The organism is Citrobacter sp. Cpo126, from assembly GCF_030332445.1.
Lineage (GTDB): Bacteria > Pseudomonadota > Gammaproteobacteria > Enterobacterales > Enterobacteriaceae > Citrobacter > Citrobacter portucalensis.
Map to the genome: position 1 here is coordinate 411435 of NZ_JAOWHT010000036.1, position 22429 is coordinate 433863.

Sequence of the window (22429 nt, forward strand, 5' to 3'; positions counted from 1 at the left end):
ACTGGCGATGAACGTTAATTCTGTCATTAATACACGCCAACTTAAGCCTGTGGCAAGTGAGATATAATATAAACTCACACCATTAGCATAAAGAGTTTTAGCCATTTCAAGTTTCGACTTCAAAACAATATCTTTCAAATTTAACCTCATTAGTAACGCTCGACGAGATAAAATTTACGATAATGACTGTCTATAGCCAAGAAGCGGCACTTAAAGCCGGAATTAGACTCACTAAACACCTTTCACTGACCGATCTACTCTTTATAGGTATCGCTCTTTATTCTCTCCGTCTTATGCTGATCAGATATAGATGTACCGTGAAGGCATCTGTATAATCCCCCGATTACGAGCAATGTACAGTATAAGAAAATGGCAAAAATTGGTTTTATATCACTAGGTTGTCCGAAAAACCTCGTCGATTCTGAGCGCATCCTGACCGAACTTCGTACCGAAGGCTATGATGTTGTGCCAAGCTACGACGACGCGGATATGGTTATCGTTAATACCTGCGGCTTTATCGACAGTGCGGTTCAGGAGTCCCTGGAAGCAATTGGCGAAGCGCTGAACGAGAACGGTAAGGTGATCGTCACCGGCTGTCTGGGCGCGAAAGTCGATCAGATCCGTGAAGTCCACCCGAAGGTACTGGAAATCACCGGGCCGCATAGCTATGAACAGGTTCTGGAGCACGTTCACCACTATGTGCCAAAACCAAAACACAACCCGTTCCAGAGTCTGGTTCCTGAGCAGGGCGTTAAGCTGACTCCTCGCCATTACGCCTATCTGAAGATTTCCGAGGGCTGTAACCACCGCTGCACGTTCTGCATTATTCCATCCATGCGCGGCGATCTGGTGAGCCGTCCGATTGGCGACGTCCTTAGCGAAGCCAAGCGTCTGGTCGATGCGGGCGTGAAAGAGATTCTGGTAATCTCTCAGGATACCTCTGCGTACGGTGTAGATGTGAAGCATCGTACCGGTTTCCATAACGGCGAGCCGGTCAAAACCAGCATGGTTGATCTGTGCGAACAGTTATCAAAACTGGGGATCTGGACGCGTCTGCATTACGTCTACCCTTACCCGCACGTTGATGATGTGATCCCGCTGATGGCGGAAGGCAAAATCCTGCCGTATCTGGACATCCCGTTACAGCATGCCAGCCCGCGTATTCTTAAACTGATGAAACGCCCGGGCTCCGTGGACAGGCAGCTGGCGCGCATCAAGCAGTGGCGTGAAATCTGCCCTGAACTGACGTTGCGATCCACTTTCATTGTTGGTTTCCCGGGTGAAACGGAAGAAGACTTCCAGATGTTACTCGACTTCCTGAAGGAAGCGCGTCTGGATCGCGTGGGCTGCTTTAAATACAGCCCGGTAGAAGGCGCTGGCGCTAATGACCTGCCGGATCAAATCCCGGAAGAGGTGAAAGAAGAACGCTGGAACCGCTTTATGCAATTGCAGCAGCAGATCTCTGCTGAACGTTTGCAGGAGAAAGTGGGCCGCGAGATTCTGGTTATCGTTGATGAAGTTGACGAAGAAGGCGCAATTGGTCGTAGCATGGCTGATGCTCCAGAAATCGACGGCGCGGTATACCTGAATGGTGAAACCAAGGTGAAACCTGGCGATATCATCCGCGTGAAGGTCGAAAACGCAGATGAATACGATCTGTGGGGCACCCGCGTTTAATTAGCGTAACCCAACGTAGGCCGGATAAGGCATTTATGCCGCATCCGGCAATGCCTGATGGCGACGCTGAAGCGTCTTATCAGGCCTACGGTTTATCCTTTTATCTTCGGGTCCAGCGCGTCGCGCAGACCATCTCCCAGTAAGTTAAACGCCAGCACCGTCAGGAATATCGCTACCGCCGGGAAAATCGCCACGTGCGGCGCGATCACCATATCAGCGCGCGCTTCATTAAGCATTGCCCCCCACTCCGGCGTCGGCGGCTGTGCGCCTAATCCCAGAAATGACAGGCTTGCGGCAGAGATGATCGACGTGCCAATTCGCATGGTAAAAAAGACCACGATCGATGAGACCGTTCCAGGCAGAATATGGTTGAAGATGATGGTCGCATCGCTGGCACCAATACTGCGCGCAGACTCAATAAACGTCTGTTGCTTCAGCACCAGCGTATTCCCACGCACCAGGCGCGCGAAGGCTGGAATGGAGAAAATGGCTACGGCAATGATCACGTTAGCAATACCGCTGCCCAGCACGGCGACCACGGCTATCGCCAGCAATATCCCCGGAAAGGCGAACAGCACATCGCAGATTCGCATGATCAGTCGATCCCACCAGCCTTCGTAGTATCCCGCCAGCAGCCCCAGTACAGTACCAATCGCCGCGCCAATAAATACGGCAAAGACTCCTGCCGCCAGCGAGATTTGCGCACCAACCAGCACGCGGCTAAAGATATCCCGTCCCAGTGAGTCAACGCCAAACCAGTGCAGCATCGACGGCCCATCATTCAAACGGTCATAATCGAAGTAATTCTCGGCATCAAATGGCGTCAGCCAGCGGGCAAAAATCGCTACCACGATCAGGAGCAATACAAACAGCCCAGCGACCATCGCCATGTGCTGTCGACGGAACCGACGCCAGAACTCATGCCACGGTGTGCGTATCTGCTCTGGCTTAACAAGGGGCATCGCATTTAAAATCGCCTGTCGGCGCCAGTTAAAAAATCGCATCCTTACTTGTACCTGATAGCCGGATTAATGGCAGCGTAGAGCACATCCACCACTAAGTTAATAAGAATAAATTCCAGAGAAAACAACAGTACCTCGGCCTGAATCACCGGGTAGTCGCGCATTTCGACGGAGTCCACCAACAGTCGCCCAAGCCCGGGCCAGTTGAACACCTTCTCAACCACGATTGATCCACCAAGCAAAAAGCCAAACTGTAGTCCCATCATGGTGACCACCGGGATCATCGCATTACGCAGACCATGTTTTAACACCACCCAGGTTTCACTCACCCCTTTAGCCCGCGCGGTGCGCATATAATCTTCGCTAAGCACATCAACAAACGAGGCGCGAGTAAATCGGGCTAACACCGCAGCCACCGCCGCGCCCAGCGTAATAGACGGGAGGATGTAGTGCAGCCAGGTGTCTGCGCCCACGGTAGGCAACCAACCGAGCTCAACGGAGAATATCTGCATCAGCAGCATGCCAAGCGCAAACGCCGGGAACGAGATCCCGGTGACCGCCAGCGTCATGCTTAATCTGTCCGGCCAACGATTGCGCCATACGGCAGCAATGATCCCCGCCGTCATACCAAACAATACCGCCCACGCCATACTGGCAATAGTCAGCCATAGTGATGGCATAAAACGACTGGCTATCTCTTCAGATACCGGGCGACGAGAAACCATCGAGGTGCCAAAATCGCCTTGCAACACGTTGGTCATGTAATGCCAGAACTGAACATGCAGCGGCTGGTCCAGACCCAGCTGCTTGCGCACCAGTTCAATAACCTCGGCGTCAGCTTCCGGTCCGGCAATCAGCCGGGCCGGATCGCCGGGTAGCAGGTGAACAAATAAAAATACCAGCACCGCAACAATCAACAGAGTTGGAATCAACCCCAGCAGGCGCTTGAAAACATAGTTAAGCATCAGGCTCCCTTCGTCGGCCCCTGTGCTAAGGGGCCGAATGCATAGCTTATTTTAAATCCGCATCATCAAAACTAAATCCGGTATCCGGCATAATCCAGAACCCGGTCAACCGGGTACTGTGCGCCGAAATCAGTTTTTCCACCACCAGCGGGATCCACGGCGACTCTTTCCAGATAATATCCTGCGCGTCTTTGTACAGCTTCGCTTTCTGCGCCGGATCGTTAGTTAGCAAGGCTGCCGCTAAATCACTGTCCACCTGTTTATTGCTGTAGAACGCCGTATTAAAGAGTGTCGGCGGCCAGTTTTGTGATGCAAACAGCGGTGACAGCGCCCAGTCAGCTTCGCCCGTAGAAGCAGACCAGCCGGTGTAGAACATCCGTACCCCGCTCTCTTTCTGCGCTTTCCCTTCAACTTCCGCGGCGCGCTGACCGGCATCCATCGCTGTAACCTGAGCCTTAATGCCCACCTGCGCCAGCTGCTGCTGGGTAAATTGCAGCACTTTCTGCGCGGTACTGTGGTTATGCGATGACCATAGCGTAGTGGTAAAGCCGTTCGGATAACCTGCTTCTTTCAGCAGTTCGCGCGCTTTCGCCGGGTCGTATGGCCATGGCGTATAGCTTTGTGCATAGGCTATCGACGGGGGGAGAACGCCGGTTGCCGGCGTTGCGTAACCAGCAAAAGCCACTTTCACCAGCGCCTGGCGGTTGATGGCATAATTCAGCGCTTCACGCACCTTCGGGTTGTCGAACGGTTTTTGCGTGACGTTCATGCTGATGTAACGCTGCATAATAGACGGACTGGCCACCAGTTCCAGGTTTTTGTTCTTCGCCAACAGCGACGCCTGCTCGTATGGGATCGGGAAGGCAAACTGCGCTTCCCCAGTTTGCAGCATGGCCGCACGCGTGTTGTTGTCGGTCACCGGACGCCAGGTAATCGTATCCAGCTTTGGCAGCCCTTGCTGCCAGTAGCCCGCGAACTTCTTAACCTTCACAAAATCCGTCTGATTCCAGGTATCAAGCTGGTACGGCCCGGTCCCCACAGGATGGAAACCGATCTCCTTACCGTATTTCTCCAGCGCGGCGGGAGAAATCATCGCCGTTGCCGGGTGCGCCAGAATATTGATAAAGGCAGAGAACGGCTGTTTCAGCGTAATCTTCACCGTCGACGGATCGACGACTTCGGTTTTATCGATATTCTTATACAGGTTGTAACGTTTCAGATGGTTTTCCGGGTTACTGGCCCGATCGAGGTTAGCTTTTACCGCATCGGCATTGAAGTCGGTTCCATCCTGAAACTTCACGCCCTGGCGCAGCTTAAGGGTATAGGTCAGCCCATCATCAGAAACCGTATAACTCTCCGCGAGCACATTTTTCAGTTTCATCTCTTTATCAAGGCCAAACAACCCCTGATAAAACGACTTCGCTACCGCCTGCGACAACGTGTCATTCGCGTCATAGGGGTCGAGCGTCGTGAAATTGGACCCCACGGCTACCACTACATCTTTGGCGGCCCAGCCAGGCGATGCGGCCAGTGCAGAGACCACTCCCACAGCAACCAGCCATTTTCGAGCAACAATTTTTGTCATGTTATTCTCCTTAAACCCTGCCTGCCTGTTATAAACGCGAAAGCGCATTTTCTGGTAGCGGACGCGCAACATAATGCCCCGGACCAACTAACTGGAGTGATACGGGGGAAATCTCTTCGCCACGTTTACGAATATTGCTGGGGATATCGTCCGACAACAGCACGCGCTGGGGACGGTGATGGGATGGATCGGCGACCGGAACCGCCGCCATCAGCTTGCGAGTGTACGGATGTTGCGGATTTTCAAACACCGCCCGACGAGTGCCTATCTCAACGATCTGCCCCAGATACATTACCGCCACACGGTGACTGATCCGTTCCACTACCGCCATATCGTGGGAAATAAACAGATATGCGATCCCCAATTCTCGCTGCAGGTCGAGCATCAGGTTGATGATTTGCCCACGAATTGAAACATCCAGCGCCGAGACAGATTCATCGGCAATAATCACTTTGGGATTGAGCGCCAATGCCCGTGCAATACAGATACGCTGACGCTGACCGCCGGAAAACTCGTGCGGATAGCGCCAGGCATGCTCAGGTAGCAAGCCTACACGTTCCAACAACCATGCAACCCGTTTTGACCCCGCATCGCCCTGCAATAACCCATGTACCCGTAGCGGCTCCAGAATGGAATATCCCACGGTCTGGCGCGGATCGAGCGAAGCATACGGATCCTGGAAGATAAACTGAATATCCCGACGCAGCGGCTGCAACTTGCTGGCAGCAAGGGTATCAATACGCTGTCCGTTGAAAATGATTTCCCCACGCTGAGACTCAACCAGGCGCAGCAGCGCCCGCCCGGTGGTGGATTTCCCGCAGCCCGACTCCCCCACCAGTGAGAGCGTTTCTCCCGGCCACAGGTCAAAGCTGACGTTTTCCACTGCATGCACCTCGCGAGTCACGCGATTTAGAATACCGCTGCGCAGAGGAAAACGCGTCACCAGATTGCGTACCCGTAGGATAGGCTCGCCTTCAACCACGGTGTCCTGCTCGGTTTGCGGTTCGACATGACTGGGATCGTGCAATGAAATGAGCGGGAAACGGCGCGGAAGCTCATGCCCGTTCATCGCCCCAAGCTGCGGCACGGCTGCCAACAGCGCTTTGGTATAGGGATGCTGGGGAGCGTGAAAAATTTGTTCAACGCTGCCGGTTTCTACCGCCTCGCCCTGATACATCACCAGCACGCGGTCAGCAATATCCGCCACAACGCCCATATCGTGGGTAATGAAGATCACTCCCATCGACATATCCTGCTGCAACACTTTTATCAGTTGCAGGATCTGCGCCTGAATGGTGACATCCAGCGCGGTCGTCGGCTCATCGGCAATTAAAACCGCAGGGCGACACGACAGTGCCATGGCAATCATCACCCGCTGGCGCATACCGCCGGAAAGCTGGTGTGGATAACGCGATAAAATCGCCTTCGCCTCGGGGATACGCACCTGATCGAGCATCCGCTTCGCTTCTACCATCGCCTCTTCATGGCTGGCGCCCTGGTGCAAGCGTATAGACTCAGCAATTTGCTCGCCCACGGTAAACACCGGATTGAGCGATGTCATAGGCTCCTGGAAGATCATCGCGATATCCGCACCGCGCACGTGACGCATTTGTGATGCGCTCTGTTCACCCAGCTCAATAACCTGCCGGTTGCGGCGTCGCAGCAGCATTTCATCGCAGCTTACCTCGCCGCCTGCTTGTTCAATCAGACGCATCAGCGACAGGGCCGTCACCGACTTTCCTGAACCGGACTCACCAACAATCGCCAGCGTTTCGCCACGCTTCAGGCGAAATGACAGATTACGCACTGCGCTGACACGCTGCTGCTCCTGTTCAAAGGCAATATTCAGATTGCTGACTGCCAGCACGTCGCTGGCATCAAGCTCATCACTGTGTGGCAACGCTATCTCCTTTTTCCCGATAAATACCGGTGGTTGGCGTATCGCCTGCATATCCCCAGGCGCGGTACATGCCTTCGCTATTAAACGGCAAGGCCACGTTGCCCTCATGATCGATAGCAATTAAACCGCCACTGCCGCCAAGCGCCGGTAATTTTTCCATTACTACGCGTTCACACGCTTCGGATAAACTCAGGCCGCCATAGTCCATCAACGCCGCAATGTCATAGGCCGCCAGCGCACGAATAAAGACTTCCCCGGTTCCAGTGCAGGAGACTGCCACACTTGCGTTATTGGCATAACAGCCTGCGCCGACCAACGGACTGTCACCCACCCGCCCAGGTAATTTGTTGGTCATCCCCCCGGTCGATGTTGCGGCCGCCAGATTGCCAAACATATCTAACGCGACCGCCCCCACGGTACCCATTTTGTTGTTTTCATCCAGCGGGCTCGCGCTATGGTCCAGTACCGTTTCACCCGCTGTTCGCGCCGCCAGTAGTTGAGCATAGCGTTCTGGCGTCGAGAAAATATCCGCTGATACGCGCTCCATACCCTGCGCAATGGCAAAGTTTTCAGCCCCTTCACCTATCATCATGACGTGTGGGCTGTGTTCCATTACCAGGCGCGCCGCAAGAATCGGATTGCGTAAATGGCTGACTCCGGCGACGGCTCCCGCATTAAGCGTGTTACCGTCCATCACGCAGGCATCCAGTTCATGGGTTTCATCACGGGTATACACCGCGCCAATTCCGGCATTAAACAACGGACACTCTTCCAGTAAGCGCACGGCTTCGGTCACCACATCCAGTGCGCTACGACCGTCTTCAAGCATCCGCTGGCCGGTTTCAACGATATCCGACAGCGCCTGTATATAACGCAACTCTTGCTCCTGGCTCAGCTGCGAACGGGTGATAGCCCCTGCGCCGCCGTGAATTGCAATGACTGCTTTACCCATTTTTTTCGTCCATTAGGTGGCAGGTACCGGGGTTATAAATATCAGAATTTCTGTGACTTATTGATTCGATTTTTGAATATAGAAAGATGCAGACGTCATGTAAAGGTTAAGGCCCGTACCTCACGCCCCATCCCATCAGGTTATTTAGATGAGTTAAACAGAAAGAGTATCTTCCAACATCGTTGAATATATTATTCAAGCCGATCGGCAATCTGTTTTTTTGCATAAAACACAAAGCGTTCAACAGATGGCATAGACGCAGCCCAGTTCTTTTTGGTTAACCCCAGGTATTCTGCACGTGCGGCTTGCAGCGTATCAGCATACTCATCGGGTAATTGCGGTATAAGCCAGGAGGCAGCTTCATCTTTAGCGACAATATTGCCCGTAACTACGCTGTACCAAATACGCGCCAGAGTAAGGATGATATTTCGCTCGTCACCCTCTAAATCGCCCGGTTTCTGCCACATATCAAGGATATGCCGAAACGTTTGCACGACATCGCTAAAAGGGATGACGTTGAATAACGTCTCAGCGGGTTCACCGAACAACGCTACGCTGGCGCGCCGGGCCTGGGTCAGCAGGATCGAAAGATCAGGATCCACCTGTCTCGGTTCAACAATTCCCGCGCGAATACCGTCACGCAACCATTCGCCAAATTGCATTTCTCTTGACGGTGGGAATCGCCACGGCACAAGTTGTGAATTGACCACAATGGTCACTTCCAGCGCCCGATAGCTATCAACGCTGCCAGGCGGTGCTGATATTTCCAGAAAACCCTGCATCAGATCTTTTCTTTGCCGGGTATTCAGTGGCTGCCTAATGGTAACCAGTAAATCGATATCGCTTTGGGGCTTTAAGCCACCTTCAACAGCAGAGCCATACAAATGAACAGCAACCAGGTCGCCCTCTATAATCCGCGCAATCAGTGCACTGGCGGCATTCACCTGTTGTCGAATTGAATTCGGGATAGTCGCAGCCATTTAGCCTCCTGGAAAAAAGCAGAAATAATGAGTCTATACTGCATTTTTCCTGTAGCGCTATTCTCTGGCAGAAAACCTGTCTCAGATCGGATCCTAAGCCTGAGGTAGCATACTGTCCGCGTCCATTTTCTGACATAATGAGCGGATTCGATTTTGCCCCGCAGGAGTCTTCTCATGGAATTTACCGCCGGACTGATGCCGCTTGAAACGGCTCTCTCTCAGATGCTTTCGCGTATTACCCCACTCACCGCCGTCGAAACGCTGCCGCTGGTTCAATGCTTTGGCCGCATTCTGGCCACCGACGTCATCTCCCCGATTGATGTGCCGGGATTCGATAACTCGGCAATGGATGGCTATGCGGTGCGATTAGCCGATTTACAATCAGACCAGCCTCTTGCGGTGGCTGGCAAAGCCTTTGCTGGTCAACCATTCCACGGCGAGTGGCCTGCGGGAACCTGCATCCGCATTATGACCGGTGCCCCGGTGCCTGCCGGTTGTGAAGCGGTGGTGATGCAGGAGCAAACGGAACAAACTGACGACGGTGTGCGTTTTACCGCCGAGGTCCGCAGCGGACAAAATATTCGTCTGCGCGGTGAAGATATCGCAAACGGCGCGGTGGTATTCCCCACCGGAACTCGTCTGACAACCGCCGAGCTTCCGGTTCTGGCCTCGCTCGGCATTGCCGAAGTACCGGTCGTTCGCAAAGTTCGCGTGGCGTTGTTTTCCACCGGTGATGAGCTGCAACTGCCGGGTCAACCGCTGGGCGACGGGCAGATTTATGATACAAACCGTCTGACCGTTCACCTGATGCTGCAGCAGCTGGGCTGCGAAGTGATCAACTTAGGAATTATTCGCGACGATCCCAACGCGCTGCGGGCCGCGTTTATCGAAGCCGACAGCCAGGCCGATGTCGTCATCAGCTCTGGTGGCGTTTCGGTAGGCGAAGCGGATTACACCAAAACCATTCTGGAAGAGCTGGGAGAAATTGCCTTCTGGAAGCTGGCCATCAAACCCGGTAAACCGTTCGCGTTTGGTAAACTGAGCAACAGCTGGTTTTGCGGCCTGCCGGGTAATCCGGTTTCTGCGGCCCTCACCTTTTATCAACTGGTGCAACCGCTGCTGGCGAAACTCAGCGGCAACACCGCCTGTGGGTTACCTCCGCGCCAGCGCGTGCGCACAGCCTCACGCCTGAAGAAAACGCCAGGGCGTCTGGATTTTCAACGTGGTGTATTGCAGCGTACCGCGGAAGGCGAACTGGAAGTCACCACCACCGGACACCAGGGCTCGCATATTTTTAGCTCCTTTAGCCAGGGCAACTGCTTTATCGTGCTGGAGCGCGATCGCGGTAACGTTGAGGCCGGAGAATGGGTTGAGGTCGAGCCGTTTAACGCACTGTTTGGAGGCCTGTAATGGCAGAACTCAGCGACCAGGAGATGATGCGCTATAACCGGCAAATCATTCTGCGCGGCTTCGATTTCGAAGGTCAGGAAGCGCTCAAAGATGCGCGGGTACTGGTCGTTGGTCTGGGGGGGCTGGGATGCGCAGCAACCCAGTACCTTGCGGGCGCTGGCGTCGGGCATTTAACGCTGCTCGACTTTGACACGGTCTCCGTGTCGAACCTCCAACGCCAGACGCTGCACAGCGATGCAACCGTCGGGCAACCCAAAGTGCTATCCGCCCGTGACGCGCTGGCGCGGATTAACCCTTATATCGCTATTACGCCGGTGAATGCGCTGCTTGACGATAGCGAGATTCACGCGCTTATTGCCGAACACGATTTGGTGCTGGACTGTACGGATAACGTCAGCATCCGCAATCAGCTGAATGCCGGATGTTTTGCCGCCAGAGTCCCGCTGGTTTCTGGTGCAGCTATTCGCATGGAAGGACAAATTACCGTATTTACATACCAGGACGGTGAGCCCTGCTACCGTTGCCTGAGTCGTCTGTTCGGTGAAAATGCCCTGACCTGCGTAGAAGCCGGAGTGATGGCCCCGCTGATCGGCGTGATCGGATCGTTACAGGCGATGGAAGCCATTAAGCTACTGACAAACTACGGTAAACCGGCATCCGGAAAAATCGTCATGTACGATGCCATGACCTGCCAGTTTCGCGAAATGAAGCTGATGCGCAACCCGGGGTGTGAGGTTTGTAGTCGGTAAAAAAGTCGGGTGACGGCTTCGCCTTACCCGACCTACAACGGCTCGAACGTAGGCCGGGTAAGCGTTAGCACCACCCGGCAACAGCATCAGATCGACGTGCGACCGAATGCGCTCTGCCAGTCGTGCTCAAACTTCGCGACGGCAGCATCAACCGCCGGAGAGCTAATCATCTGCTGAGCAACGTCCAGCGGTAGCGTGATGGACTCGCAGCCCGCCAGCAGACAATCCAGCGCCTGACGCGGTGTTTTAAAACTGGCTGCCAGTACTTTGGCGTGCGGGGCATGCATTTTCAGTAACGTCTGCAGGTCGGTCACCGTCTGAATGCCATCCCCTCCTTGCGCATCCACGCGGTTAACGTATGGCGCAACGTATTCCGCACCCGCCAGAGCAGCCAATAACCCTTGAGCTGCACCGTATACCGCAGTACCCAACGTCGGGATCCCTTCTTCTTTCAGCAATTTTATAGCCGCCAGACCTTCTGCTGTCACCGGCACTTTGACCACGATATCAGCAATGATTGCCCGCAGCTTACGCGCATCGCTGACCATCCCTTCGGCGGTGGTCGCCATCACCTGAGCAAACAGACGCCCTTGCCCTCCCATCGCTTCCTGCAGTTGCGGCAGTAGTACTTCCAGCGTCTGGTTCCCTGCCGCCACAATGCTCGGGTTAGTGGTCACCCCTGCCAGCGGGAAAATGCGCGCCAGAGCTTTTACCGCATCAACATCAGACGTATCTAAATAGAGTTCCATAACCTTTCCTCAAACGAATAATTAGCATGAATAAAAGGTAGCACGGCGAAACCTCACGGTTAGTTGACGCATGTCAATATAACTTTCATTCGAAAGTAATTTAATCTTTATACGAAAGAAAAGAGGTCGCTTATGATTTTCAATATCCAGCGCTACTCCACGCATGATGGCCCCGGTATTCGTACCGTGGTGTTCCTTAAGGGATGCTCCCTGGGCTGTCGGTGGTGCCAGAATCCGGAAAGCCGCGCCCGCACGCAGGACCTGCTTTATGACGCGCGTTTGTGCCTCGACGGTTGCGATCTCTGTGCTCAGGCTGCACCCGCGGTGATTGAACGGGCGCTGGGCGGATTACTTATTCATCGCGAAAAACTGACCGATGACGCTCTCACCGTACTGACCGACTGCTGTCCGACTCAGGCGTTAACCGTCTGCGGAGAGGTAAAAAGCGTGGACGATATCATGGCCACCGTATTGCGAGATAAACCGTTTTACGACCGCAGTGGCGGAGGCCTCACCCTGTCCGGCGGTGAACCGTTTATGCAGCCAGAGCTGGCAGCTGCTTTGCTCAAAGCCAGCCACGACGCAGGCATTCATACCGCAGTGGAAACCTGTTTGCATGTCCCGTGGAAGTATATTGAACCATCATTACCTGACGTCGATCTGTTTCTGGCAGATCTAAAACACGTTGCAGATGCGCCGTTTAAACAATGGACCGATGGGCGTGCCTCTCGCGTACTGGAAAATCTAAAAAAACTGGCTGCCGCCGGTAAAAAAATGATTATCCGCGTACCGCTGATTCAGGGATTTAACGCAGACGAAGCTGCTATTCAGGCCATTACCGATTTTGCCGCCGATGAGCTTCACGTCGGTGAGATCCATTTCTTGCCCTACCACACCCTGGGCATCAACAAATACCACTTACTCAGTCAACCCTACAACGCACCGGATAAACCGCTTGATGCGCCAGCACTGCTCGAATTTGCCCAGCAGTACGCCAGCCTTAAAGGTTTAACTGCGACCCTACGAGGATAATTGCCATGACCACTCTGAAACTGGACACACTCAGCGACCGTATCAAAGCGCATAAAACGGCCCTGATCCACATCGTGAAACCACCGGTTTGTACCGAGCGCGCCCAGCACTATACCGAGATGTATCAGCAACACCTGGATAAGCCTATCCCGGTACGTCGCGCACTGGCGCTAGCCCATCATCTGGCGGAACGCACCATCTGGATCAAACATGACGAACTGATCATTGGTAACCAGGCAAGCGAAGTGCGTGCCGCGCCTATCTTCCCGGAATACACCGTCTCCTGGATTGAAAAAGAGATCGACGACCTCGCCGACAGACCGGGCGCAGGCTTTGCGGTAAGCGAAGAGAACAAACGTGTATTGCATGAGGTGTGCCCATGGTGGCGTGGTCAAACCGTGCAGGATCGCTGCTACGGGATGTTCACTGATGAGCAGAAAGGGCTGCTGGAAACCGGTATTATCAAAGCCGAAGGTAACATGACCTCCGGCGACGCACACCTGGCGGTAAACTTCCCGCTGCTGCTGGAAAAAGGTCTCGACGGCCTGCGTCACAAAGTCGATGAACGTCGCTCCCGCATCAATCTGACATGTCTGGAAGACCTCCATGGCGATCAGTTCCTGAAAGCGATTGATATCGTGCTGGAAGCCGTCAGTCTGCACATTGAGCGCTTTGCCGCGCTGGCGCGTAAAATGGCGTCCACGGAAACCCGCACCAGCCGTCGAGATGAACTGCTGACCATGGCGGAAAACTGCGATGTGATCGCTCATGAGCCGCCAAAAACGTTCTGGCAGGCGCTGCAGCTGTGCTATTTCATCCAGTTGATCCTGCAAATTGAATCAAACGGTCACTCGGTGTCGTTTGGTCGTATGGATCAATACCTCTACCCGTTCTATCGTCGCGACGTCGAGCTGAACCAGAGTCTGGATCGTGAGCACGCTATTGAGTTGCTGCACAGCTGCTGGCTGAAACTGCTGGAAGTGAATAAAATCCGTTCCGGCTCCCATTCGAAAGCCTCAGCGGGCAGTCCGCTGTATCAGAACGTGACCATTGGTGGTCAAAACCTGGTCAACGGCCAGCCGATGGATGCCGTCAACCCGCTCTCCTACGCGATTCTGGAGTCCTGTGGCCGTCTGCGTTCTACGCAGCCAAACCTGAGCGTACGTTATCACGCGGGGATGAGTAATGACTTCCTTGATGCCTGCGTGCAGGTGATCCGCTGCGGCTTCGGGATGCCTGCCTTTAACAACGATGAAATCGTCATACCGGAATTCATTAAGTTGGGCATTGAACCGCAGGATGCCTATGACTATGCGGCCATTGGGTGTATCGAAACCGCAGTTGGCGGGAAATGGGGCTACCGTTGCACCGGCATGAGCTTTATTAACTTTGCCCGCGTGATGCTGGCGGCACTGGAAGGTGGGCGCGATGCCACCAGTGGCAAAGTCTTTCTGCCACAGGAAAAAGCGCTCTCGGCTGGTAACTTCAACAATTTCGACGAAGTGATGGATGCCTGGGATACGCAGATCCGCTACTACACGCGTAAATCCATAGAAATTGAGTATGTCGTCGACACCATGCTGGAAGAGAACGTGCACGATATTCTGTGTTCTGCGCTGGTAGACGACTGCATTGAACGGGCGAAAAGCATTAAGCAAGGCGGCGCGAAGTATGACTGGGTATCGGGTTTGCAGGTGGGTATTGCCAACCTCGGTAACAGCCTGGCAGCAGTGAAGAAACTGGTCTTTGAACAGGGCGCTATTGGTCAACAACAGCTGGCCGCCGCGCTGGCCGATGATTTTGACGGTCTGACCCATGAGCAGTTACGCCAACGACTGATCAACGGCGCGCCGAAATACGGCAACGATGACGATAGCGTTGATACGCTGCTGGCCCGCGCTTATCAGACCTATATCGATGAACTGAAACAGTATCATAATCCGCGTTACGGACGTGGCCCGGTTGGCGGCAATTACTACGCCGGGACCTCATCTATTTCGGCAAACGTGCCGTTCGGCGCAGCAACGATGGCAACGCCGGATGGCCGTAAAGCACACACTCCGCTGGCAGAAGGCGCAAGCCCGGCTTCCGGTACGGACCATCTCGGCCCAACGGCGGTAATTGGTTCGGTGGGTAAACTGCCTACCGGTTCGATTCTCGGCGGCGTGCTGTTAAATCAGAAGCTCAACCCGGCCACGCTGGGAAATGAATCCGATAAGCAAAAGCTGATGATCCTGCTGCGTACCTTCTTCGAAGAGCACAAAGGCTGGCATATTCAGTACAACATTGTCTCCCGTGAAACGCTGCTGGAAGCCAAAAAACACCCGGATCAATATCGTGACCTGGTGGTGCGTGTCGCAGGCTATTCCGCCTTCTTCACCGCCCTGTCTCCGGATGCGCAAGACGACATCATCGCCCGTACTGAACATATGCTGTAAACAATAATGTCGGCCGGATGAGATTCCACACCGCCATCCGGCACGCTACCCTCCCCATTGCCGGATGCGCTGACGCTTATCCGGCCTACAACGATTCTTCCCGTAGCCGGGTAAGGCGAAGCTACCATCCGGCTTTTTACTTTCATTCGAAATTAAATTTGTGCTACAGGTCACATTGTTATTAGAATGTTTCTGGTTGCAGTAATCGCCAGGAGCCTATCTTTATGACCATCAAAGTTATCGTCACCGATATGGACGGAACTTTTCTCGACGACGCCAAGAAATACGATCGTGCACGTTTTATGGCGCAGTATCAGGAACTGAAAAAACGAAATATCGAATTTGTCGTGGCCAGCGGTAACCAGTATTACCAGTTGATCTCCTTTTTCCCGGAGCTTAAAGACGAAATTTCTTTTGTCGCTGAGAACGGGGCTTTGGTCTTTGAACATGGCAAACAGCTGTTTCACGGCGAGCTTACCCGCCACGAATCCCGTATTGTCATTGGTGAACTGCTAAAAGATAAGCAGCTCAACTTTGTGGCTTGTGGGCTGCAAAGCGCTTACGTTAGCGAAAATGCGCCGGAGTCCTTTGTCGCATTGATGTCAAAACACTACCATCGCCTGAAACCCGTAAAGGATTATCAGGATATCGACGATGTGCTGTTCAAGTTCTCGCTAAATTTACCGGACCAACAAATCCCATTGGTTATCGATCACCTGCATGCTGCGCTGGACGGCATCATGAAGCCCGTCACCAGCGGCTTCGGGTTTATCGATCTGATCATTCCGGGCTTACATAAAGCCAACGGGATCAGCCGCCTGCTTAAACGCTGGAACCTGTCACCGCAAAACGTAGTCTCCATTGGCGATAGCGGAAACGACGCGGAAATGCTGAAAATGGCGCACTACTCTTTCGCCATGGCCAACGCGGCAGAGAATATCAAAGCGATTGCTCGCTATCAGACCGACGACAATAACCATCAGGGCGCGCTGAACGTAATTCAGGCTGTGCTGGATAACACCTCCCCTTTTAACGTCTAATCCTGCCAACCGGGGTATCCCTCATCCCGGTTTTCACTCTTTTTCTATTTTGCTCACTCCATCAAGTTTTAAACTTGCGTTAACTAAATTTTAACTTATATTATCACCTGTAAGTTAGTTGAGTTTCGAATGAAAGTTAATGCGAGGTGGATATGGCTTTTACTTTTACCAGCGACACGCTGCCCGCCGATCACAAAGCGGCAATCCGGCAGATGAAACAGCAACTGCGGGCACAGCTTGGGGATGTTCAGTTAATCTTCAATCAGTTGAGCGATGCTATCGCCACCCGCGTGGCGGAAATCAACGCCCTCAAAGCGCAAGGTGCCCCGGTGTGGCCAGTGATATCTTATGCAGATATCAAAGCGGGCCACGTAAGTGCTGAGAAGCGTGAAGAAATTAAGCGTCGCGGATGCGCGGTCATTAAAGGTCATTTCCCTCGCGAACAGGCTCTCGGATGGGACAGCTCAATGCTGGACTATCTGGACCGCAACCACTTTGACGACGTCTATAAAGGACCCGGCGATAATTTCTTCGGTACTCTGAGCGCATCACGGCCTGAAATCTACCCCATCTACTGGTCCCAGGCGCAGATGCAGGCCCGCCAGAGTGAAGAAATGGCCAATGCACAGTCGTTCCTCAATCGTTTGTGGACCTTTACAAGCGAAGGTAAACAATGGTTTAACCCGGATATCAGCGTTATTTACCCTGACCGTATTCGCCGTCGACCGCCGGGAACCACGTCCAAAGGGCTGGGCGCGCATACGGATTCCGGCGCGCTGGAACGCTGGCTTCTTCCGGCATATCAGCAGGTCTTTGCTCATGTTTTCAATGGCAAGCTGGAAGATTACGATCCGTGGCAGGCGGCGCATCGCACTGAGGTAGAAGAGTACACGGTGGATAACACCACCAAATGTTCGGTATTCCGTACCTTCCAGGGCTGGACTGCACTGTCCGATATGCTGCCAGGTCAGGGATTGTTGCATGTGGTCCCGATCCCTGAAGCGATGGCGTATGTGCTTTTACGCCCATTGCTTGACGATGTGCCGGAAGATGAACTTTGCGGCGTCGCGCCCGGCCGGGTGCTGCCGATTTCCACGCAATGGCATCCTCTGCTGATTGAAGCGTTAACCAGCATTCCACAACTGGACGCCGGAGACTCCGTCTGGTGGCATTGTGATGTGATTCACTCCGTCGCACCGGTGGAAAATCAGCAGGGTTGGGGTAACGTGATGTACATTCCTGCCGCACCGATGTGCGAAAAGAATCTGGCCTACGCCCACAAAGTGAAGGCCGCGCTGGAAAAAGGTGCATCACCGGGTGATTTTCCACGGGAGGATTATGAAACTAACTGGGAAGGACGCTTCACGTTGGAGGATTTGAATATCCACGGTAAACGCGCGCTGGGGATTGTTTAATTTTATATCCCCTTATCCCTAAGTATCTCGTGTTACAGGTGCAACCATCACACCTGTAACACGAGAACGACGGGAGACTTATTCGACGCCTTTACTACGCAGGTAATCTTCGTAGTTACCGGTGAAGTCGATTACGCGTTCCGGCGTAATTTCAATCACGCGGGTTGCCAGCGAGCTGACGAACTCACGGTCATGAGAAACGAAGATCAGCGTGCCCTGGTACATTTCCAGCGCCATGTTCAGCGACTCGATAGATTCCATATCCAGGTGGTTGGTCGGTTCATCCATAACCAGGATATTCGGTTTCTGCATCATCAGCTTACCGAACAGCATGCGTCCTTTTTCACCACCGGAGAGGACTTTTGCAGGTTTCTTGATATCGTCCTGGCTGAACAGCAGACGGCCAAGGAAGCTACGTACGACCTGCTCATCATCGCCTTCCTGCTTCCACTGACTCATCCATTCGAAAACAGTCAGATCGTTTTCGAACTCGTATTCATGATCCTGCGCGTAGTAACCGACCTGGGCGTTTTCAGACCACTTAACGGTACCGTTGTCCGGCTGCAAGTCGCCAACCAACGTTTTCAGCATGGTGGATTTACCCACGCCGTTGGCACCAATGATGGCAACCTTCTCCCCTACTTCCAGCAGCAGGTTGAAGTTTTTAAACAGCGGGCCTTCATCAAAACCTTTCGCCAGCGCTTCCACTTCCAGCGCGTTACGGAACAGTTTCTTATCCTGTTCGAAGCGAATGAACGGGTTCTGACGGCTGGACGCTTTCACTTCGTCGAGCTTAATCTTATCAATCTGACGCGCACGAGAAGTCGCCTGTCGAGATTTAGACGCGTTGGCGCTAAAGCGGCTGACGAAGGATTGCAGATCGGCAATCTGTGCTTTCTTCTTGGCGTTATCAGCCAGAAGACGTTCACGCGCCTGGGTTGCCGCCGTCATGTATTCGTCGTAGTTACCCGGATAAACGCGCAGTTCGCCGTAGTCCAGATCCGCCATGTGCGTACAGACCATGTTCAGGAAGTGACGGTCGTGCGAAATGATGATCATGGTGCTGTCACGCTCGTTCAGCGTCTGCTCCAGCCAGCGGATGGTGTCGATATCCAGGTTGTTCGTTGGTTCGTCGAGCAGCAGAATGTCCGGGTTAGAGAACAGCGCCTGTGCCAGAAGCACACGCAGCTTCCAGCCGGGCGCGACTTCGCTCATCGGGCCGTAATGCTGTTCTACCGGAATACCTACGCCCAGCAGCAGTTCACCCGCACGCGCTTCCGCAGAGTAGCCGTCCATTTCGCCATACTGAACTTCGAGGTCAGCAACTTTATAGCCGTCTTCTTCGCTCATCTCGGCCAGAGCGTAAATGCGATCGCGCTCCTGCTTCACTTCCCACAGTTCAGCGTGACCCATGATCACGGTGTCAAGTACGGTGAACTCTTCAAAGGCGAACTGATCCTGGCGCAGCTTACCAATGCGCTCGTTAGGATCGAGGGAAACGTTACCCAGCGTCGGTTCGAGGTCGCCGCCGAGAATTTTCATAAAAGTGGATTTACCGCTACCGTTCGCGCCAATCAGGCCGTAACGGTTGCCGCCGCCAAATTTGACGGAAATATTTTCAAACAGCGGCTTACTGCCGAACTGCATGGTGACGTTGCTGGAAACTAACACTGGCGTATCCTGAAAGAGAAAGAAATATGTGACAAACCGCTTATTATGCCATAAGTCTACAAGAAGATCGCGTCTTCATGCGGAAGGGGAAAAGTGAAACCAAAAGGAAAAAAATGTGATTTAGTACACATCCGAATTCCTTGTTGCTCAGATTGCACATATAATGCGTGCCCAACACTACATAAATCTCAACCCACTAGCCTGCCTGGCACTGAATCTCGCATACATGAATATGAATATGAAATTAACAACGCTTTTCGCGGCGGCACTCGCAATAGTTGGTTTTTGTAATACCGCTTCAGCCGTCACGTACCCGCTGCCGACTGATGGTAGCCGTTTGATTGGCCAAAACCAGGTCATTACTATTCCTGAAGGCAACACCCAACCGCTGGAGTATTTTGCGGCAGAGTATCAGATGGGTCTGTCTAACATGCTGGAAGCCAACCCGGGCGTGGATACCTTCCTGCCGAAAGGCGGCACCGTGCTGAACATTCCTCAGCAGTTGATCCTGCCGGATACCGTGCATGAAGGTATTGTTATCAACAGCGCTGAAATGCGTCTGTACTACTACCCGAAAGGCACCAACACCGTAATTGTTCTGCCGATCGGTATCGGCCAGCTGGGCAAAGACACGCCAATCAACTGGACAACCAAAGTAGAACGTAAAAAAGCAGGCCCAACCTGGACGCCAACGGCGAAAATGCATGCGGAATACCGCGCTGCGGGCGAGCCGCTGCCAGCCGTTGTTCCGGCAGGTCCGGATAACCCGATGGGACTGTACGCGCTGTATATCGGTCGCCTGTATGCCATCCACGGCACCAATGCTAACTTCGGCGTAGGCTTACGCGTCAGCCACGGTTGCGTGCGTCTGCGTAACGACGACATCAAATTCCTGTTTGAAAATGTGCCAGTCGGCACCCGCGTACAGTTTATTGATGAGCCGGTAAAAGCCACTACCGAACCAGACGGCAGCCGTTACATCGAAGTACATAACCCACTGTCTACGACTGAAGCACAGTTCGAAGGCGGAGAAATCGTACCGATTACCCTGACCAAGAGCATTACCAGCATCACCGGCCAGTCTGACGTCGATCAAGCCGTCGTTGAGCAGGCGGTACAGAACCGTTCAGGTATGCCGGTTCGTTTGAACTAATCTGCTATATATGCCCGATGGCGCTACGCTTATCGGGCCTACCAACGCAGTAGGCCGGATTAGGCGCCAGCCGCCATCCGGCACATCACATCAATTACATCAACAGCAGCAAACCATACCCCACCAGCGCCGCCCATATCAGCATCGGTACCGAATACCAATGAAAACGCCACCAGATCCGTCGGTCGTTTGCCATCCGTAACGCAATAAGATTCGCCAGCGATCCCGGCAACAGACCAAAGCCGCCCACATTAACCGCCCAGGCCAGCAGCAACGTCGGCGGGACATAGTTCAGCAGCAAAATCGTACTGGGCACATTACTGATAAACTGCGACAGGCCAATAGCCGTTAACCAAAGTCCCGGTGCTGAGAGCGTGCCAATCTGGTGGGAAATCCCCTGCAAGGCCGGGAGCTGCGTCAGCAAATGCACATCAATGAACATCGCCATAAATACTAACAGCAACGTCCAGTCCACGCTGAGGATCACGCGACGCGCCAGTACCATGAACCCTGCCGCCACAATAGCCAGACCCCACAGCTCTTGCTTTAACTCCAGCGCCGCCAGGAAGATGATATACAGCGCCAGACAACTCCATACCAGGCGTGGTTGCCAGTCAGGCGCGCGCGTACCGGTATGATAGTGCAACGCTTTATGCGGGAAACTGAACCAGCACAGCACCACCAGCGTCAGCATCATGGCCCCCGCAAGCGGCGCCATTTGCCAGGTAAACGCGGTAAACGATAAGCCTGAGCGTCCCCACATCAGAATGTTTTGCGGATTACCTATTGGCGTGAGCAACGATCCGGCGTTTACCGCCAGCGCCTCAAAGATAATCAGGCGATTCACCGGAATGGCACATAATTTTTTCAGGGTGATGGTCAGCGGAACAACAATAAACAATGCAACGTCGTTGGTCAGAAACGTCGACAACAACGCCGCCGCCAGCACCATAAATATCGCCAGCTGGCGCTCTGTTTTGAAGCGGCGGGTCATCTTGCGCCCTAACACATCGAAATAACCGCTTAGATCCACGCCTTTGGTCAGTAACATCAGCCCGCTAAGCGTGATAATCGTGTGCCAGTCAATTGCCCCTGGCCAGGACCGGGGCGTAAATGGCGTGAACAGACTCAGTACAACCCCAACGATGATTAACAGCTGGAAAAAACGATCGCGCTGTAAGGCACGTAATAAAGGAAAACTCATTCAGAGCCAGTTCCTTGCTGTTGCGTAAACCGGCTAAAAGCCTCCAGCGTTTCCTTACTGACGTGATGCTCCATCCCCTCCGCGTCACGACGGGCAATTTCCGGGCTGATGCCTAACATCAACAGGAAATTTTCTACAATCTGATGACGTTCCCGGCTCTCCTGGGCTAGTCGTTCACCTTCTGCGGTTAAAAACACCCCACGCCACGGGATCATTTCAATCAATCCGACTGAAGCAAGGCGCTTAAGCATTTTAGCAACCGTCGGCTGGGAAACCCCAAGTCGCGCAGCCATATCCACCTGGCGCGCTTCACCCACCTCAATAATGAGATCGGAAATCAGCTCTACGTAGTCATCAATCAGTTCGCGGCGATGCGCCTCCCGGACCTGACGAAACCCTTCAACGTGTTCTTCGACATTCACCAATTGCGTCACTTTTTTTGTTGTTGGCATACCTGCGCGACGACTCATTCTGCTTCCTCGTTACTGTGACGCGTTAACGGCATCTGATTAGAGAGCGCTCATTGTAAACCAGAGTTGCGTGGGCA

Annotated in this window: 18 protein-coding genes; 8 read left to right on the forward strand and 10 right to left on the reverse strand. The window is 53.5% G+C overall.

Annotated features, from left to right (window positions below; genetic code table 11):
* Positions 1 to 369: 369 nt before the first annotated feature.
* Entirely contained in the window at positions 370 to 1677 is a 1308-nt protein-coding gene (gene rimO, locus OGY17_RS16425) for a 30S ribosomal protein S12 methylthiotransferase RimO (protein WP_003831616.1), read from the forward strand.
* Positions 1678 to 1769: 92 nt separating this feature from the next.
* Here the strand turns inward: rimO and gsiD are convergent, their stop codons facing one another.
* The 6 genes from gsiD to OGY17_RS16455 form a co-directional block, all read right to left on the reverse strand.
* Entirely contained in the window at positions 1770 to 2681 is a 912-nt protein-coding gene (gene gsiD / locus OGY17_RS16430) for a glutathione ABC transporter permease GsiD (RefSeq protein ID WP_032942798.1), read from the reverse strand.
* 2 nt (positions 2682 to 2683) lie between these two features.
* Positions 2684 to 3604: a glutathione ABC transporter permease GsiC gene (gene gsiC, locus OGY17_RS16435; RefSeq protein WP_032942797.1), complete on the reverse strand. Its 921-nt coding sequence runs from the start codon at positions 3602 to 3604 to the stop codon at positions 2684 to 2686.
* Positions 3605 to 3650: 46 nt separating this feature from the next.
* Positions 3651 to 5189 carry a glutathione ABC transporter substrate-binding protein GsiB gene (gene gsiB / locus OGY17_RS16440; protein ID WP_218659424.1) on the reverse strand — a complete coding sequence of 513 codons (1539 nt, stop codon included), beginning with the start codon at positions 5187 to 5189 and terminating at the stop codon, positions 3651 to 3653.
* A 28-nt stretch (positions 5190 to 5217) separates the two neighbouring features.
* Entirely contained in the window at positions 5218 to 7089 is a 1872-nt protein-coding gene (gene gsiA, locus OGY17_RS16445; RefSeq protein ID WP_032941808.1) for a glutathione ABC transporter ATP-binding protein GsiA, read from the reverse strand.
* Positions 7076 to 8041 (reverse strand): beta-aspartyl-peptidase, encoded by a 966-nt coding sequence (gene iaaA, locus OGY17_RS16450; RefSeq protein ID WP_003836974.1) that lies wholly within the window; start codon positions 8039 to 8041, stop codon positions 7076 to 7078. Before iaaA ends, gsiA begins: the two co-directional genes overlap by 14 nt.
* Before the next feature lie 191 nt (positions 8042 to 8232).
* Positions 8233 to 9021 (reverse strand): aminoglycoside nucleotidyltransferase ANT9, encoded by a 789-nt coding sequence (locus tag OGY17_RS16455; RefSeq protein WP_008784222.1) that lies wholly within the window; start codon positions 9019 to 9021, stop codon positions 8233 to 8235.
* A 174-nt stretch (positions 9022 to 9195) separates the two neighbouring features.
* Between OGY17_RS16455 and moeA the strand changes: the two genes are divergently transcribed.
* Together moeA and moeB are read left to right on the forward strand one after the other, a co-directional pair.
* Complete coding sequence (gene moeA / locus OGY17_RS16460; RefSeq protein ID WP_008784221.1) at positions 9196 to 10431, forward strand: molybdopterin molybdotransferase MoeA; 1236 nt, start codon at positions 9196 to 9198, stop codon at positions 10429 to 10431.
* Positions 10431 to 11180, forward strand: coding sequence for a molybdopterin-synthase adenylyltransferase MoeB (moeB, locus tag OGY17_RS16465; protein ID WP_008784220.1), 750 nt, complete (start codon positions 10431 to 10433; stop codon positions 11178 to 11180). The genes moeA and moeB overlap by 1 nt, the downstream gene beginning before the upstream one ends.
* Positions 11181 to 11266: 86 nt before the next feature.
* Here moeB and fsa read toward each other — a convergent pair whose 3' ends face one another.
* Positions 11267 to 11929 (reverse strand): fructose-6-phosphate aldolase, encoded by a 663-nt coding sequence (gene fsa / locus OGY17_RS16470; RefSeq protein ID WP_003836983.1) that lies wholly within the window; start codon positions 11927 to 11929, stop codon positions 11267 to 11269.
* A 132-nt stretch (positions 11930 to 12061) separates the two neighbouring features.
* Between fsa and OGY17_RS16475 the strand changes: the two genes are divergently transcribed.
* From OGY17_RS16475 to OGY17_RS16490, 4 genes are all read left to right on the forward strand, one after another.
* Positions 12062 to 12961, forward strand: a complete 900-nt coding sequence (locus OGY17_RS16475; protein ID WP_008784219.1) for a glycyl-radical enzyme activating protein — start codon at positions 12062 to 12064, stop codon at positions 12959 to 12961.
* 5 nt (positions 12962 to 12966) lie between these two features.
* Entirely contained in the window at positions 12967 to 15399 is a 2433-nt protein-coding gene (locus tag OGY17_RS16480; protein WP_212024023.1) for a glycyl radical protein, read from the forward strand.
* Between the two features lie 224 nt (positions 15400 to 15623).
* Positions 15624 to 16439, forward strand: coding sequence for a Cof-type HAD-IIB family hydrolase (locus OGY17_RS16485; protein WP_286607812.1), 816 nt, complete (start codon positions 15624 to 15626; stop codon positions 16437 to 16439).
* Between the two features lie 152 nt (positions 16440 to 16591).
* Positions 16592 to 17854, forward strand: a complete 1263-nt coding sequence (locus OGY17_RS16490) for a DUF1479 domain-containing protein (protein WP_191215015.1) — start codon at positions 16592 to 16594, stop codon at positions 17852 to 17854.
* 78 nt (positions 17855 to 17932) lie between these two features.
* On the opposite strand, the gene OGY17_RS16495 is transcribed toward OGY17_RS16490, so the two are convergent.
* Complete coding sequence (locus OGY17_RS16495; RefSeq protein WP_008784214.1) at positions 17933 to 19525, reverse strand: ABC-F family ATPase; 1593 nt, start codon at positions 19523 to 19525, stop codon at positions 17933 to 17935.
* Positions 19526 to 19757: 232 nt separating this feature from the next.
* Here OGY17_RS16495 and ldtB point away from each other — a divergent pair, with 232 nt between their 5' ends.
* Positions 19758 to 20678: a L,D-transpeptidase gene (gene ldtB, locus OGY17_RS16500; protein WP_008784213.1), complete on the forward strand. Its 921-nt coding sequence runs from the start codon at positions 19758 to 19760 to the stop codon at positions 20676 to 20678.
* 94 nt (positions 20679 to 20772) lie between these two features.
* On the opposite strand, the gene OGY17_RS16505 is transcribed toward ldtB, so the two are convergent.
* A complete protein-coding gene (locus OGY17_RS16505) occupies positions 20773 to 21882 on the reverse strand; it encodes an anion transporter (RefSeq protein WP_286607815.1) in 1110 nt (369 codons plus the stop codon).
* On the reverse strand, positions 21879 to 22352 hold the full coding sequence (gene mntR / locus OGY17_RS16510) for a manganese-binding transcriptional regulator MntR (RefSeq protein WP_003831586.1): 474 nt from the start codon (positions 22350 to 22352) through the stop codon (positions 21879 to 21881). The genes OGY17_RS16505 and mntR overlap by 4 nt, the downstream gene beginning before the upstream one ends.
* Positions 22353 to 22429: the final 77 nt, after the last annotated feature.